Genomic DNA, 16,042 nt, shown 5'->3' on the forward strand with positions numbered 1-16,042 from the left:
GCGCCATGCGGCTACGGTTCCTTTCCTCATTTTTGCGCACCGGACGTTTCCATGCCGCTGACTGCCGCTGAATTCAACGACTACCGACTTTTCGCCGAACGCCTGGCCGAGGCAGCTGCCGAAGCCATCTCGCCGTATTTTCGTGCGCCCCTGGCCGTAGACGATAAGGGCGGCCGCCTGTTCGATCCTGTCACCGTAGCCGACAAGGCGGCCGAGCGCGCTATGCGCGAACTTATTCTGAGCGAGTACCCTACGCACGGTATTCTTGGCGAAGAAGAAGAAGCCGTAGCAGGCCAATCCCCTTTGACCTGGGTACTCGACCCCATTGACGGCACCCGTGCCTTTATTACTGGACTCCCCCTCTGGGGCACGCTAATTGCGCTTAACGACGGCACGCGCCCGGTCGTTGGCGTGATGAATCAACCCTACACGCGTGAACGCTTCGTGGGCACGCCAGAAGGCGCCTGGCTCAACGGAACACCCTTAAAAACCCGTGCCTGTGAAACCTTGTCCACGGCCCGATTAATGTGTACGAGCCCGCAGATATTCGATACGCCCGCCCGACTGGCTGCCTTCGAGCGCGTGGCGAATCAGGCGCAGCTAGTGCGCTTTGGCGGCGATTGTTATGCCTACTGCATGCTGGCGTCGGGATTCGTTGACGTGATCATTGAGGCAAGCCTGCAACCCTACGATGTTCAAGCCCTGATCCCGATCATTGAAGGCGCCGGTGGCATCATGACGAGTTGGGATGGCGGTGATGCCCAACACGGAGGGGCTGTCGTGGCATGTGGTGACAAGGCATTGCATGCCCAGGTACTGGCTCTCCTGAACGAGGCCTGAGAGCGGCTCCGCTTACCAGGGCGCGCTGTCCAGCACTTGCTGGCAACGCGCCTGAATCAACTCACGCAGTTGCGTGACGGCGCTCGACAGTTGCTCCCGGTGGGGACACAACAAATTAAGGGGTGAAGCCTCTCCCCGCCACTGCGGCAAGGCCACTTCCAGGCGACCTGCCTGTACATCGTCAGCTACATCCAGCCAAGACTTGTAGACGAGCCCTCGTCCGGCCACGGCCCAGCGTCGAATGACATCAGCATCGTCACTGACCCGATCCCCCTGCACCGTCACCGTGCGGACCTGCTTACCGTCTTCGAACGTCCAGCGGTCATGCACTTTCGACCCTAACATAAAGCACAGGCAGTTATGTCCATTGAGTTCTTCTGGCCGCTCCGGACGCCCGCGACGGTGAAAATAGGCCGGGGATGCGCACAATACACGACGATTGCTGCTTGCCAGCGGCAGCGCTACCAGGCTCGAATCTTCAGGAGCGCCATAACGGATGGCAATATCCACGGGTTCGCGGAACAGGTCATTCAAATGGTCCGATAGCAACAGCCGGAAACTAACGTCCGGATGTTGGTCCTGGAATTCGTCGAGCCACGCCAGGACACGGTTGCGCCCCAAGTCGGACGGAGCCGATAGGTGCAATACCCCACGTATTCCCGCTCTGCCACTGTCCAGAAGACGCTGCCCTTCTTCCAGACTGCTAAGCGCTTGGCGCGCGTGTTCAAGATATAACTGCCCCTCCGGCGTCAGGCGTAGGCTACGTGTCGAACGCGCCAGTAATCGAGTGTCTAGAGCCTGCTCCAGACGCTTGAGCGCCGCGCTGGCTACTGCAGGCGACAGATCCATTTCACGGGCGGCAGCGGAAAGACTAGCGCAGTCCACAGTCCTAACGAACAGTTGTAGATCGAACAGGCGGATCATTTTCAATTTTCCTTTGAAAGAGACTTGCCTTATAGCGCCTTTTATCGCGTCTCGAAAGAGAAGACTATTGCCCTAACTCTTATAGGAGAACCCCATGACAACACCTCTTACCCTTGTCGCCACTCTGGTTGCCAAAGAAGGTCAGGAAGCCGAGCTGGAGCAGGCCCTGCGCGGCCTGCAGCCGTTGAGCCGTGCCGAGGAAGCCTGTATCCAGTACGACTTCCACCGTGATGCGGAACAACCCCGGACTTTCCATATGATCGAGCAATGGAAAGACGAAGCCTCGCTAGCCGCCCACGAAGCCACTCCGCATTACCAGACTGCCCTTCCGGTGCTGCAAAAGGCGAAAAAGTTGACCATCACCAAAATGTACCGTGTCTCCTGAGGAGCCTTCCATGAAAGCTGTAGGTCATTACCAATGCCTGCCGATTGATCATCCCGAAGCGCTGGTCGATATCGAATTACCTGATCCGACACCAGGCCCCCGCGATTTGCTGGTCGAGGTCAAGGCTGTTTCGGTCAATCCTGTAGACACCAAAGTACGCCAGGGCCTGTTGCCGCCTCCGGATAACGGTCAGCCGCGTATCCTGGGCTGGGATGCTGCCGGTGTAGTAAAAGCGGTAGGAAGCGAGGTCACCTTGTTTCAGCCGGGCGATAAAGTCTGGTATGCCGGCTCCCTCATCCGCTCGGGCAGCAACAGCGAGTTGCAGGTTGTAGACGAGCGCATCGTAGGCCGTATGCCGCAGTCCTTGGATTTTGCCCATGCCGCCGCCCTGCCACTGACAACGATCACCGCCTGGGAACTGTTGTTCGACCGACTACAGGTCGCACGGGATCAAAACGATCACGGCCAAACGCTACTAATCATCGGCGCAGCGGGAGGCGTCGGTTCGATCCTGACTCAGCTGGCGCGCCAGTTTACCGGCCTTACCGTGATTGGTACCGCTTCGCGCCCTGAGACGCAGGCGTGGGTAACCGAACTGGGCGCTCATCATGTGATCGATCATACCCAGCCGTTAAGTGAAGAGCTCAAACGCATCGGTATTCCTCAAGTCACTCATGTGGCTAGCCTCACCCAGACGGATCGGCATTTTGCTGAGATCGTTGAAGTACTGGCCCCACAAGGCAAACTGGGGCTGATCGACGATCCGGCGACACTTGATGTGATGCCTATGAAAAAGAAAAGCCTGTCGCTGCATTGGGAGCTGATGTACACCCGTTCGCTGTTCGAAACACCGGACATGCAGGAGCAGCATAACCTGCTCAATGAGGTGGCTCGCCAGATTGATGCCGGTGTACTGCGAACCACGTTCGGCGAACATTATGGCCATATCACGGCGAAAAACCTGCGCCGTGCTCATGCCTTACTAGAAAGCGGAAAGGCAAAAGGAAAGGTCGTTCTGGAAGGTTTCTAAGTCCGACGGCGAGGCGATATTTGTCTGCCTCGCCTTTTCTACTGCTCTCCTTCGCCTCGGCTTTCAATAACCGAGCGTGTCCACTTCTCGCTAATTCCCCATACAGCTGAACCACCTCCTACCCTTCAGGTCCACACTTCATCTTGCCTCTGTCCATGGCATGTGAGGAGACGGATGCTCAACTCTCATCCATTACGTTTGGCTGTCCTGTATGCCCTGATCAGTATTGTCTGGGTAACGACCAGTGATTATCTGCTAGAACACCTGAATCTCAACCACGTTATCGTGAGCGAGTTGCAGACTTTCAAGGGAATAGGCTTTGTTCTCTGCATTACAGTACTGTTGTACTTATATGCCCGTCGCGGTGAATTAGCCCAGGCTCGTCTAATTGCAGACTTGCAGCAACGCACAGATCAACTGTACCAAGCCCAGGCGCTGGCAAAGTTGGGAGACTGGCAGACCGATCAACAAGGACGCATGCTCTGGTCGTCACAGGCTATTACGCTGCTCGGCAGACCGTTGCTCGACAAAGCATTGCCCAGCGAGGGCTTACCTAGTGATGATCTGTCTGATCAGAGCCCCCAGCCGACCTCTCTTACCAGCTTCCTTGATTGTCTGCACCCAGACGACCGCGCCTTTGTCGCCAAAACGTTCGATACGCTGAATCGTCAGCCAGGCCAGGTAAGTGTTACTGCCCGTCTTGGCAACTCGTCAGAAGCCCTGCGCTGGCTGGTCATCGAGGGCAAACATCGCCAGGATGGCCGGGTTTTCGGTACGGTACAGGACATTACCGATCACAAGCGGGCGGAAGAAGCCCTACTGGAAAGCCAGCGTCGTTACCGTGATCTGGTGGAATATGCTCCCGTCGTGGTTTTTGAAAGCGATCTGGCTGGCCGCTGGCAATTCCTGAGCCCTGCCTGGGAGCGGCTAACCGGCAAGGCTACGGCTAACAGCCTGGGCGAGACCATGCCTGAACATTTCCATAGCCAGGAAGTGCAACAACTACGGCAAGTGTTGAATGAATTCCGTGACAGAGCCCGCCAAACCTGGTCAGGCATTCTTCGGCTTTGCCTGAAAGGTGGTGATCACCGGTGGGTCGCTGTTGATATCCATCGGGTAGGCGACCGTTTACAGGGTATCCTCAACGATATTCACCATGAGTTCCAGGCTGACGAGCTGCAACGGGCGCGTAATGCAGTCCTGGATGAATTATTGGGCAGGCAATCCAAGCGCAGCATTCTGACTGGCATCGCTCAACGGCTGGAAAACCTGTACCCGGAGATGCGTGTCATTATCCAGCTAGCCGATGCGAGCCGACAGTTTCTACGGGTCAGCGCAGCCCCCAGCTTGCCGGATCATTACCTGTCTGCCCTGGAAAACACACCGATTACTGCCGAATCCGGTACATGCGGCGCCGCGGTGCACCGGAACGGGCTAGTTATCAGCGAAAACATCGAACAGGATTCCCGCTGGCAGGATTTGCGTGAGGCGGCACAGGAAGCTGGCATCCGCTCGGGCTGGTCATTACCCATCCGCGACGAGAACGAAGAAGCCGTAGGCGCGTTTGGTGTTTACTACCGCACCCCCATGCGACCCGAGCGGGAAACCATTTCACTGGTGACCGAATTTGCTCGTCTGGCGGCTTTAGCGATCCGACAACAACGCCAGGACGCTGAACGGCATGAAATCGAACAACGTTTTCGCGCAACGTTCGAGCATGCTGCCATTGGCATCACGCTGATCAATCTTGATCTCTATTGGATGCGCTGTAACCAATACTTCTGCACCATGGTGGGCTATACCCTCGATGAGCTGCAGACCCGTACCGTACTCGATTTGACCCATCCAGCCGACCTTGCGTTAGGCCATGACAAGGCCGAGGCGTTACTCAACGGCACGGTGGACAGCTACGAATTGCAAAACCGCTATATTTGCAAAAACGGCCAAACTATTTGGGTTGACCTGGATGTCACACTTATCCGTAATACCCGCGGCCAACCGCAGTACTACATTGCCGTCATCGAAGACATTACCCTGCGCAAACAGCAGGAGCAGTCGTTGCGCCAGGCAGCGGCCTTGTTCGAAAACAGCCTTGACGGCATTGTCATACTCGATCAGCAGCGCTGCGTCTTGACGGCCAACCCTACCTTTCAGACGTTATGCGGCCAGCCCGTCAAAACGCTGCGCGGCGCACGGATGGACATACCGCTCGGTGGCCGCCAGGACGCGGAGTTCTATCGCACGCTATGGCGCACGGTCCAACGCCACGGCATCTGGGAAGGCGAAATGCTTTGGCGGCGGCCTAACGGCATGAGTTTTCCCTGCTGGCTGGTTATCACTCGGATCAAGACGCAGAAACAGCGCCAATATGTCATGGTCTTGCGTGATACCAGCGCACTCAAGGAAAGCGAGGCCCGTCTGGCTCACCTGGCCCATTTCGATCCGCTGACTAATCTACCGAACCGGCTACTCGCACGCACCCGTCTGGAGCATGCTGTCAAACGCATGCAAGCCGACGATCAGATTGCCGTCATCCTGCTCGACCTTGATCATTTTCGTACCATCAACGAGAGCTATGGTCATCCACTTGGTGATGAAGTCCTCCGGGTCGTGGCGCGAATCCTCAAGGCAAGCCTGCGCAACGAGGATACCCTCGCCCGGATCGGAGGCGATGAGTTCCTGATCATTATTGAATCGCTCGACCGCCCAGAGGAAATCGCTTCGCTGGTTCAGTTAATCCGGCAACGCTTCGAGACTCCGCTGAACCTGGCGGAAAGTGATGAGATATTTCTCAATGTCAGCCTTGGCATCAGCCTCTACCCCAATGACGGTACGACGGCCGACGAACTCATTCGTAACGCTGACACAGCCATGCACCTGGCCAAAAGCCAGGGCCGGGACACTTATCGCTTTTATACCCAGGCGCTCACAGAGCGGGCCCGCCGACGCTTGAGCCTGGAGTCCCGTCTGCGCATGGCCTTACAACGCGACGATTTTGTTCTGCATTACCAGCCACTCCTGGAGGTAGCAAGCGGTCAACCCTTTGGTGTGGAAGCGCTAGTACGCTGGCAGGACCCCGAGCATGGAATGATCTCGCCGGCAGACTTTATTCCACTGGCTGAAGAAACCGGCTTGATCATTCCCTTGGGCCTTTGGGTTCTGGAGCAGGCGTGTCGGCAAATGCGTCAATGGCTGGATAATGGACTGGCGTTGAATACCATTGCCGTCAACCTGTCGCCTCGCCAGTTTGCTCAGGCCGATCTACCCCAGCGTATCGCCCAGGCACTTGAGCACTATCAACTGCCGGCACACATGTTGGAGCTGGAGATTACCGAAGGTACTCTCATGGAAAATGTCGAAGCCACTTTATCGAGCCTTGCCATGCTTAAAGCACTGGGTGTAAGGATCGCAGTAGACGATTTTGGCACTGGTTACTCATCCTTGGCTTATTTACGCCGCTTTCCGCTGGACAAACTCAAAATCGACCAGAGCTTTATGCGTGATATCCGTAACGACAATGGCGAGCATGGTAATCAGGCCATTGCTGCCGCGATCATTGCGCTGGGACATGGGTTACAACTGGAGGTGCTGGCAGAAGGGGTCGAAACACAGGAGCAACTTGATGTCATGCGTCGCCTGGGCTGCCAGCAATGCCAGGGTTATCTGTTCAGTCGCCCTTTGCCTCCCGACGCGCTGGAGAGCTGGTACCGTGAGCGCCATCGGTCACTTTAGTTGACCTCTGTCATATTTTTGCAATGCTTACGGCCCCTACACTGGAAACAGTTTAGCGATCGGCTATACCCAGCATGCAAGGTTATAAGCCATTCATACCATCCATCTACGATAGCAGGGGGAGTCAGCCATGAAGATTGAAGTCCGCCCATTAACCGCTTCACCTCAGAGCGACTGGCAGGTTCGCCTGGATGAACAGGCGATCACGTTTCATAGCGAAAGCGAAGCGCGCGCCTATGTCGAGCAACTTAATAGCCGCCTGAAGGCACCTCACGAACTCCCGGAAAGCCTGCCGATCACCTAGCGCCAGAGGCTTATGCCTGATCAGACGCGGCCGTACGGCCGCGCATGCCTACCCATGCCAGAATCATCGCCCCTATTCCGCAGCAGGCCATGATTCCGGCCATGGGCCGGGCTGTTCCATCATGCAGTATGCCGACCGCCGCTGAGGACAGGGCTGCAATACTGAACTGAATAGAGCCTAACAAAGCCGAGGCACTGCCAGCCGCTCGCCCTTGCCCGGTCATGGCGCAAGCTGATGAGTTTGGAATAAGGCATCCTAGCGAGGCGATACTGAAAAACAATGGCACCAGCAGCCAGCCAAGCGTAGCGGGCTGAAACGCGGCCACAATCAGTAGTAACACAGTGGCCGAGCCATACAGCACCGTTGCTCGCGGTACCCAGTAAGCCGGACCGTGCTGGCCGAGCAGACGTGCGTTGATCTGGCTGAACAAGATAAAGCCTGCCGCATTGCTTCCAAATACCCAACCGAAATGTTCGGCCGGCACGCCGTAGAGCTCAATAAACACGAACGGCGACCCGGCGATATAGGCAAACATTCCTGCCATCGCTACCCCGCCGATTAGCGCATAGAGCATAAACGAGCGATCAGCGGAAATGCGGCCATATTGACGTAAGGCGCCGCTCAACGGTGAGCGTGGAGCCTCCACCGGCAGACTCTCGGGCAACCAGCGGAATACAGCGAATCCGCAAGCGATTGCAAAGAGGGCCAGGCTCACAAAAATGGCCTGCCAGCCGAATGCATTGAGCAGCCAGCCACCACCGATCGGGGCCAGAATCGGCGCTACCCCAGTGACTAGCATGATTTGTGAGAAGGCCTTGGCTGCCTGAATCGGATCACACAGGTCGCGGACCACTGCTCGTGAAATGACCATACCGGCGCAACCGCCTAGGGCTTGGACAAAACGCGCCACGATCAGCCACTCCAGCGTAGGCGCCAAGGCGCATCCCAGCGACGCCAGACTGAACAGCGTAATACCCACCAACAGAGGTATTCGACGGCCGAAACGGTCGGCCACAGGCCCATAAAACAACTGCCCGATTGCCAAGCCGATAAAATAGGCAGACAGGCTGAGCTGCACGTGCTCTACGTCCGTATCGAACGAACGTGCCAGGGACGAGAAGGCTGGCAGATACATATCGATGGCAAAAGGAGCGAACGCGGAAAGCGCGCCCAAGAGGAAAAGGATACGAAATGTCATGGAATAGGCCTAAGGCGGGCACAAAAGCGATGAACAGTTACGCTGTTACATACATGAATGTTTGTAAATATAGCATCAGTCGTTAAACTGTGCTGTATAAATGCCAGCCGTATTGGATTGCCATGCGCAGAACTAAGGAAGAGGCGGAGCAGACGCGCCGCGATATCATTCATGCCGCCGAAGTGTTATTTCTAGCCAACGGGGTTGCGCATACCAGTCTTGAAATGATCGCCCGCGAATGTGGCGTGACACGAGGCGCCGTATATTGGCATTTTCAGAACAAGGCGCACTTGTTTCACGAAATGCTTAACGAAGTACGCATGCCTATGGAAGAGCTCAACGCTCGACTTTGCGGTTGTCAGGGACGCGATCCGTTGATCTCCCTTCGGGACCTATCGATTCATGCGATTATCGACCTGACACAAGACGAGCGTAACCGCCGGATCATGACGATCTTGTTGCACCGCTGCGAGTTTACCGATGAGCTGCGGGAGGCCGAGGAGCGGCACAAAGCCTTTATCAACGAATTTATTTCGCTATGCGAAAAACTCTTTGAAGCCCAGTCCGCACGTCTGCATTCAGCAATAACGCCGCGCCTGGCCGCCCGCTCTATCCATGCCACAATAGTCGGGCTAATTAACGATTGGTTACGCAACCCGACTCTGTTCGACCCTCATAGCGAGGCTCAAGTGTTGGTCGATAGCATCTTCCGGGGCTTGATCAGAGATTGGGATCAGCTCATCTCAGCAGAATAACCTTCCTCACGAATCGCTTCGAGTAGCGGCTCGGGCGCTTGGTCGCTATCGACCCGAACCTGGCCGCTCGTTAAGTCGATATCGACCTTAGCGGCACTGTCGAGTCCCTTGATTGCTCCGGTTACCGCCTTGACACAATGACCGCAGCTCATGCCTTGTACTGTAAATATGTACATTGATGTTTTCCTCAAACCGTTGAGTTAGGAAAACTTATTCTCAACCTTGCCATAAGGTTAAGGTCAAGTCTGCTATTGGATATGGCTTGGTTACGTTCCTCCTGAGACACGATGAGGTCTACACTCATAAAACTCATGGACCGGGGGACCTTATGGCAACATTACCGCGCTATTCGAACACTCAGATCCTGCTTCATTGGCTCACCGCGCCGCTAGTCATCCTGATTATCGCTTTACCGTATTTCGACGACTTCTTCGCCAGCTTTCTGGGAGGACGAGGCGGAGTGTTCACCCTGCATAAGTCTTTAGGCATTACGGTGCTGGCGCTAACGCTCATTCGTATACTGATACGGATCAAATACGGAGCACCGGCCTTGCTTCCACCTGACGCGATCATGCAGCAGCGCCTGGCAAAGCTGGGGCATTATCTGCTGTATACAATGTTGCTTTTGATGCCTATTACCGGCCTTCTGCTCAACACCCGGCCGATCAATGTTTTTTGGCTGTTTACCCTTCAGCCGCTTCCCCTGTCCGAGGCCGTACACGAGGCAGCCGAGCAGGTTCATGTCACGGTGCAATATGCCTTTATTGTCCTCATCGTTGGCCATATCAGCATGGCGCTATGGCACTACCTGGCCCGCCGAGACCGGGTACTCCCGGGCATGCTGCCCTTGATCAAGGATTGAAAGCGATCCATGTCTTGACCTTGACATGAGGTTAAGGTTGATCCTCTAGAGATCAGGAGGAAGCCGCCATGACAGAATTCAATGTTCCCATTCAAGGGATGACCTGCGCAGCCTGCGCCGGCCGGGTAGAACGTGCCCTAAAGAAAGTACCCGGCGTACAGGATGTCCGAGTCAACTTTGCTAATGAGAAAGCGCGTATCGAGGCGCCCGCCGAGGCGCTGCCCGTCCTGCGCGAAGCGGTCGTGCGTGCAGGCTATAGCGTGCCAGACGAGACGTTGGAGCTTGCTATTCAAGGAATGACGTGCGCCAGCTGCGTCAACCGCGTTGAACGGGTCCTGCACAAAGTGCCTGGCGTGACGGCGGTCAACGTCAATCTAGCCAGCGAGCAGGCGCGCATTACGGCTGTAGCAGGTACGGATATACAAACGCTTTTGGCTGCTGTGGCTAAGGCAGGTTATACCGCCCGTTCGCTGGGGGGCGATGCGCCTGCCCCCCCTGATACCCGTCTCTCTCGCGAGCGCTGGGCGCTGATCGCTGCCTTGCTGCTTGCGTTTCCGCTCGTCTTGCCCATGTTACTGCAACCGTTTGGCCTGGACATCATGCTGCCGATATGGCTGCAATTTGCCCTCGCCACGCCTGTGCAGTTCATCCTGGGTGCACGCTTTTATAGCGCAGCCTGGAAAGCGGTACGAGCACGATCCGGCAACATGGACCTGCTGGTGGCTCTCGGTACCAGCGCCGCGTACGGGCTGAGTCTGTATCAGGCCTGGATCGCCTCGCCGGGTCATATGCCTCATCTTTATCTGGAAGCGGCCGCTGTCGTAATTGCGTTGGTCCGCCTGGGCAAATACCTGGAAAGTCGCGCCAAACGGCAGACCGGCGCCGCTATCCGTGCTTTGCAGGCCCTCCGCCCTGAACGTGCTGTGCGTATCGGCCCGAATGATCAGGAGCAGAGCGTAGCACTGGCTGAAATACACGTTGGTGACCGGATTCGCGTTCGCCCTGGCGAGCGCATCCCTACGGATGGTGTTATTGAAACGGGCGATAGTCATGCCGACGAGGCGTTGATCAGCGGCGAAAGCCGCCCCGTAGCCAAACGCCCTGGTGACAAGGTTACGGGAGGTGCCATCAACGGTGAGGGTATGCTGATTGTGCAGGTGACGGCAGTTGGCGGCGAAAGCGTTCTGGCCCGGATCATCCGTCTGGTCGAAGAAGCTCAGGCGGCCAAGGCTCCCATTCAGCGCCTGGTGGACAAAGTCAGCGAGGTCTTTGTGCCCATCGTACTGGGAATTGCGCTGGTGACGTTGGCCGGCTGGCTGCTGGTTGGCGCTGGGGTGGAAACTGCACTTATCAATGCCGTAGCGGTATTGGTCATCGCCTGCCCTTGCGCCCTGGGCTTGGCTACGCCCACCGCTATCATGGCGGGAACAGGCGTTGCGGCCCGTCATGGCATCTTGATCAAGGATGCGCAAACACTGGAAATTGCACATGCCGTACAGGCGGTGGCCTTCGACAAAACCGGTACGCTGACCTCTGGCCAGCCTCAGCTGGTGCATTTGGCTACGCACTCAATAACGGACGAAGAAGCCCTGACACTGGCCGGCCGCCTGCAGCGCGGTAGTGAACATCCCTTGGCCGGAGCCGTCTTGACGGTCTGCCATGAGCGCGGTCTCAATATCCCGGTTGCAGATGACGTGCGCGCCTTGCCGGGTCGGGGTGTCCAAGGCCGTATAGAGGAACGTCAGTTGGCCTTGGGTAATCTTCGGTTGGTACAGGATACGGGCCTGAACATCGGCACCTTGGCCGAACAGGCCACTGCCTGGGAAAACGAAGGCCGAACTCTGTCCTGGCTGATCGAGCAGTCACCCTCCCCCGGTGTGCTGGCCTTGCTCGCCTTTGGCGATGAACTCAAGCCGGGTGCTGCGCAGGCTGTGGCAGCCTTGACGACACAGCGCATTCACAGCCACCTGATTACGGGCGATACGGCGGGCAGCGCTCAGCATGTGGCCCGGCAGACTGGCATCGATAGCGTTCATGCCCAGGTTCTGCCGGCGGACAAGGCCGCTATCATCGCTCAACTGAAAGCAAACGGCACACGCGTCGCCATGGTCGGCGATGGCATCAATGATGCCCCTGCGCTGGCCGCCGCCGATGTAGGCATCGCCATGGGCAGCGGTACCGATGTGGCTATGCATGCCGCCGGGATCACGCTCCTGCGCGGCGATCCGCGGCTGGTTCCCGCAGCACTGGACATTGCCCGGCGAACGTATCGCAAGATCCGCCAGAACCTATTCTGGGCGTTCATTTATAACGTAATCGGCCTACCGCTGGCAGCTTTCGGCCTGCTGGATCCGGTACTGGCGGGAGCCGCCATGGCGTTTTCCAGCGTAAGCGTGGTCAGTAATGCGTTATTGCTCAAGCGATGGCAGCCTGCCCTGGAGAACAGTCCGTGAACATCAGCCAAGCCGCCCGCGCCAGCGGGCTAACCCCAAAGATGCTGCGCTATTACGAGAGTATTGGTCTGTTGGAGCCTGCTATTCGCACCGCCAGCGGCTATCGGCAGTACCGAGCCAGTGACCTGGAAACCCTGGCATTCATCAAGCGCGCCCGTGATCTGGGGTTCTCGCTGGATGAAGTCGGCACGCTACTCGAGTTGCAACGCGACCGCCAACGCGCCAGTGCCGACGTAAAGGCCTTGGCCAGTGCGCATGTCGCCGCGCTCAATAGCCGGATCGAGCAGTTGATGAGCCTGCGCGATACGCTGCAAACCCTGGTGGACGAATGTCAGGGCAACGAGCATTCCGCTTGCGCCATTCTCGACTCCCTGGCCCATCCGGAGGGCTTCTCACATAGCTCATGACCGCTCGCCCGATTTTAGAGCGGTTGGCTGATAAGTAGCACACATGGAACTTACGAGCACAGGTGCGTTCAGGTCATAACGACCTGTTACAAAGGATTACAGCTCCCCATGTTCGGAAAACTCCACCTGTCGGATGTTCCCTACCACGAGCCCATCGTCATGGGTGCTGTGGGCCTTATCATTCTGGCCGCTCTGGCCACCGTAGGCCTGCTGACCTATTTCCATCGCTGGCGCTGGATCTGGACGGAATGGCTTACGTCAGTCGATCACAAGAAGATTGGCGTCATGTACATCATGGTCGCACTCGTCATGCTGCTGCGTGGCTTTTCCGATGCGGTCATGATGCGCGCGCAGCAGGCGATCGCAGGTGACGGGAGCGCCGGGTATTTGCCACCCCATCATTACGACCAGATTTTTAGCGCACATGGCGTGATCATGATCTTTTTCGTGGCTATGCCACTAGTGGTCGGCCTGATGAATGTTGTGGTGCCGTTACAGATCGGCGCCCGGGATGTTGCCTTTCCGTTCTTGAACTCACTGAGCTTCTGGTTCTTCGTGGTGGGCGCGCTTCTGGTGAACCTGTCTCTGGGCGTGGGCGAGTTCGCCAGAACCGGCTGGGTCGCTTATCCGCCGCTCTCCGGCATTCAATACAGTCCGGGCGTAGGCATGGACTATTACATCTGGAGTCTGCAAATCTCCGGTCTGGGCACCTTGCTTACGGGGGTGAACTTCTTTACTACCATTCTGAAAATGCGAACGACCGGCATGACTCTGATGCGCATGCCGATCTTTACCTGGACGGCGTTGTGTACCAGTGTACTGATTCTGGCTGCCTTTCCGATCCTGACCGCCACCCTGGGCCTGCTCACCCTGGATCGCTACCTCGGGATGCATTTCTTCACGAACGAGCTAGGGGGCAACCCCATGATGTACGTGAACCTATTCTGGAGTTGGGGCCATCCCGAGGTATATATCCTTATCCTGCCGGCCTTTGGTGTGTTCTCCGAAGTAACCGCCACGTTCGCCCGCAAGCGTCTGTTCAGCTACAACATGATGATCTGGGCAACCGTGGCCATTACGGTGCTGTCTTTTGTGGTGTGGCTGCACCACTTTTTCACCATGGGGTCAGGTGCCAACGTAAACGCGTTCTTCGGTATCGCGACGAGTGTCATTGCGATCCCCACGGGAGTAAAAATCTTCACGTGGTTGTTCACTTTATATAAAGGGCGGATCGAATTCACATCTCCCATGCTCTGGACGGTCAGCTTTATCGTCACCTTTACCATCGGAGGCATGACCGGGGTTCTACTGGCCGTACCGGCAGCAGACTTCGTCCTGCACAACAGCCTGTTCCTGGTTGCGCACTTCCATAACGTCATTATCGGCGGAGCGCTGTTTGGTTATTTCGCTGGCGTGACCTTCTGGTTTCCAAAGATGTTCGGCTTCACGCTAAACGAGCGGCTGGGGAAACTGGCGGTCGTGCTCTGGACAGTCGGCTTCTACTTGGCCTTCATGCCGTTATATGTCCTGGGCTTCATGGGCATGACACGACGGTTGAACCATTACGACAACCCGGACTGGCATTTCTGGCTTGTGATCGCAGCCATTGGCGCCGCAGTCATCTTGTGCGGTATCGCCTGCCAAATACTTATGTTTGTGGTCAGTATCTGGCAGCGTGAAGCACATAAGGATCTCACAGGAGATCCCTGGGGCGGCCGGACTCTGGAATGGTCCCTTTCATCGCCACCAGCGCATTACAACTTTGCTGAATTACCCGAGGTACAAGGGATTGATGCCTACCTGAACATGAAAGAAAGCGGCATGTACAACAAGCAGCAACAGGACTACAAAAAGATCCACATGCCTAGTAATACGGGCGCCGGCCTGATCATTGCCGGTTTTAGCCTGGCGTTTGGTTTCGCCATGATCTGGCATATATGGTGGCTGGCCATCGCCAGCTTTCTTGGGATGATCGTAACCTTCATCATCCACAGTGCCTTCGATGATCCCGGCTACTACGTTCCGGCTGAAGAGGTAGCACGCATCGAAGAGGCGCATATCGCTCAACGCCAGCAGGCCCGCACAGACGGCGAACGGCATTCTGGAACAGTTGATTACAGCGTGACGTAAAAAAGAGGCATAGGCCAGGTTTGCCAATCAGCAGACCTGGCCTATGCAATGGAAAGGCACGTCACTATTCCTTGACGTTCATATAGTCACGCGCCCAGAGGCGGTACTCTTCAAGCGTGGAATATTTGGTCGACAGCTCCGAGGCGCTTAGGTCGGATGCGTGAATCTGCCGCTGCTCGCGTAAACAGTCATAAGTGGCTTTGATCGCAGCAAAATAGGCCGCATGGCCATTCACCACGACGCGTACGCCCAAGCTAGCCAACCGCTCAAAATCTCGCAGCTCCGGATTACCGTAGGTAATCAGCATCAGCGGCACGCTGAGCTTGGCGGCAATAAGCTCCAGGTGAGTGAAATCCTTGATACCCACCATACAGATACCATCAGCTCCCGCTTCCTGGTAGGCCAAGGCGCGCTCGATAGTCTTTTCCGTACTCAGAACGCCGGCATTGGTTCGTGCGAAGATGCTCAAGGCCGGGTCGATACGAGCTGCCAAGGCGGCCTGGATCTTGCCCACTGCTTCATCCAGCGGGATCAGATCGGTCGACTTGCGGCCATATTGGGCTGGCAGCAAGGTATCCTCAATCGTGAGCGCAGCGACGCCAGCACGCTCCAACTCGGTAATCGTACGCATCACATTCAAGGCATTGCCGTAGCCATGATCAGCGTCAGCAATGATCGGCAGCGTAGCGACTCGCCCAATGCGCGTAGCCTGTTCAACGAACTCGCTCAGCGTAATCAAGGCAAAGTCAGGCGCCGCCAGAACCTGCAACGAGGCGACAGAGCCGCCCAGAATACCCATTTCGAACCCCAGATCCGCAGCAATACGGGCCGACATCGGATCGAACACCGAGCCGACATCATAGCAACGGTCAGATTCTAATAATGCACGAAACTGCTTTCGCAACTCATGCTGCGAAGGTGTAGCCATGAGACCTCCAGTAAACAAGCCAGGCAGGTATGCGAAGACATGCAAAAATGATTGGATAAACCACCTGCAGACTCTTCTATGACAGCCTGTACGG

General features: G+C 56.6%; 14 protein-coding genes. 10 read left to right on the forward strand and 4 right to left on the reverse strand.

What is annotated here, in order from left to right; genetic code table 11:
• Positions 1-51 precede the first annotated feature (51 nt).
• Positions 52-840, forward strand: coding sequence for a histidinol-phosphatase (hisN, locus tag IQ22_RS08255; RefSeq protein WP_145140690.1), 789 nt, complete (start codon positions 52-54; stop codon positions 838-840).
• A 12-nt stretch (positions 841-852) separates the two neighbouring features.
• On the opposite strand, the gene IQ22_RS08260 is transcribed toward hisN, so the two are convergent.
• Positions 853-1,764: a LysR family transcriptional regulator gene (locus IQ22_RS08260; protein WP_145140691.1), complete on the reverse strand. Its 912-nt coding sequence runs from the start codon at positions 1,762-1,764 to the stop codon at positions 853-855.
• 94 nt (positions 1,765-1,858) lie between these two features.
• Here IQ22_RS08260 and IQ22_RS08265 point away from each other — a divergent pair, with 94 nt between their 5' ends.
• The 4 genes from IQ22_RS08265 (at position 1,859) to IQ22_RS23330 (ending at position 7,215) form a co-directional block, all read left to right on the forward strand.
• The gene (locus IQ22_RS08265) at positions 1,859-2,149 is read left to right on the forward strand and encodes a putative quinol monooxygenase (RefSeq protein WP_145140692.1); all 291 of its coding nucleotides are present in this window, start codon (positions 1,859-1,861) and stop codon (positions 2,147-2,149) included.
• Positions 2,150-2,159: 10 nt separating this feature from the next.
• Positions 2,160-3,179, forward strand: coding sequence for a zinc-binding alcohol dehydrogenase family protein (locus IQ22_RS08270; protein ID WP_145140693.1), 1,020 nt, complete (start codon positions 2,160-2,162; stop codon positions 3,177-3,179).
• 174 nt (positions 3,180-3,353) lie between these two features.
• Complete coding sequence (locus tag IQ22_RS08275; protein WP_145140694.1) at positions 3,354-6,911, forward strand: EAL domain-containing protein; 3,558 nt, start codon at positions 3,354-3,356, stop codon at positions 6,909-6,911.
• A 130-nt stretch (positions 6,912-7,041) separates the two neighbouring features.
• Positions 7,042-7,215, forward strand: a complete 174-nt coding sequence (locus IQ22_RS23330) for a hypothetical protein (RefSeq protein ID WP_167654163.1) — start codon at positions 7,042-7,044, stop codon at positions 7,213-7,215.
• Positions 7,216-7,225: 10 nt separating this feature from the next.
• On the opposite strand, the gene IQ22_RS08280 is transcribed toward IQ22_RS23330, so the two are convergent.
• Complete coding sequence (locus tag IQ22_RS08280) at positions 7,226-8,413, reverse strand: multidrug effflux MFS transporter (protein ID WP_145140695.1); 1,188 nt, start codon at positions 8,411-8,413, stop codon at positions 7,226-7,228.
• Positions 8,414-8,535: 122 nt separating this feature from the next.
• Between IQ22_RS08280 and IQ22_RS08285 the strand changes: the two genes are divergently transcribed.
• Positions 8,536-9,168, forward strand: coding sequence for a TetR family transcriptional regulator (locus IQ22_RS08285; RefSeq protein WP_145140696.1), 633 nt, complete (start codon positions 8,536-8,538; stop codon positions 9,166-9,168).
• Here the strand turns inward: IQ22_RS08285 and IQ22_RS08290 are convergent.
• Positions 9,147-9,344, reverse strand: coding sequence for a heavy-metal-associated domain-containing protein (locus IQ22_RS08290; protein ID WP_145140697.1), 198 nt, complete (start codon positions 9,342-9,344; stop codon positions 9,147-9,149). The two genes, IQ22_RS08285 and IQ22_RS08290, sit on opposite strands and share 22 nt — an antisense overlap.
• 152 nt (positions 9,345-9,496) lie before the next feature.
• Between IQ22_RS08290 and IQ22_RS08295 the strand changes: the two genes are divergently transcribed.
• From IQ22_RS08295 to cyoB, 4 genes are all read left to right on the forward strand, one after another.
• The gene (locus IQ22_RS08295; protein WP_145140698.1) at positions 9,497-10,030 is read left to right on the forward strand and encodes a cytochrome b; all 534 of its coding nucleotides are present in this window, start codon (positions 9,497-9,499) and stop codon (positions 10,028-10,030) included.
• A 68-nt stretch (positions 10,031-10,098) separates the two neighbouring features.
• Positions 10,099-12,483 carry a heavy metal translocating P-type ATPase gene (locus IQ22_RS08300; RefSeq protein ID WP_145140699.1) on the forward strand — a complete coding sequence of 795 codons (2,385 nt, stop codon included), beginning with the start codon at positions 10,099-10,101 and terminating at the stop codon, positions 12,481-12,483.
• Positions 12,480-12,890 (forward strand): Cu(I)-responsive transcriptional regulator, encoded by a 411-nt coding sequence (gene cueR / locus IQ22_RS08305; protein WP_145140700.1) that lies wholly within the window; start codon positions 12,480-12,482, stop codon positions 12,888-12,890. Before IQ22_RS08300 ends, cueR begins: the two co-directional genes overlap by 4 nt.
• Before the next feature lie 108 nt (positions 12,891-12,998).
• Entirely contained in the window at positions 12,999-15,020 is a 2,022-nt protein-coding gene (gene cyoB / locus IQ22_RS08310) for a cytochrome o ubiquinol oxidase subunit I (RefSeq protein WP_145140701.1), read from the forward strand.
• A 64-nt stretch (positions 15,021-15,084) separates the two neighbouring features.
• On the opposite strand, the gene IQ22_RS08315 is transcribed toward cyoB, so the two are convergent.
• On the reverse strand, positions 15,085-15,948 hold the full coding sequence (locus tag IQ22_RS08315; protein ID WP_145140702.1) for an isocitrate lyase/PEP mutase family protein: 864 nt from the start codon (positions 15,946-15,948) through the stop codon (positions 15,085-15,087).
• Between the last annotated feature and the right edge of the window lie 94 nt (positions 15,949-16,042).

Source organism: Pseudomonas duriflava, assembly GCF_007830155.1.
Lineage (GTDB): Bacteria > Pseudomonadota > Gammaproteobacteria > Pseudomonadales > Pseudomonadaceae > Chryseomonas > Chryseomonas duriflava.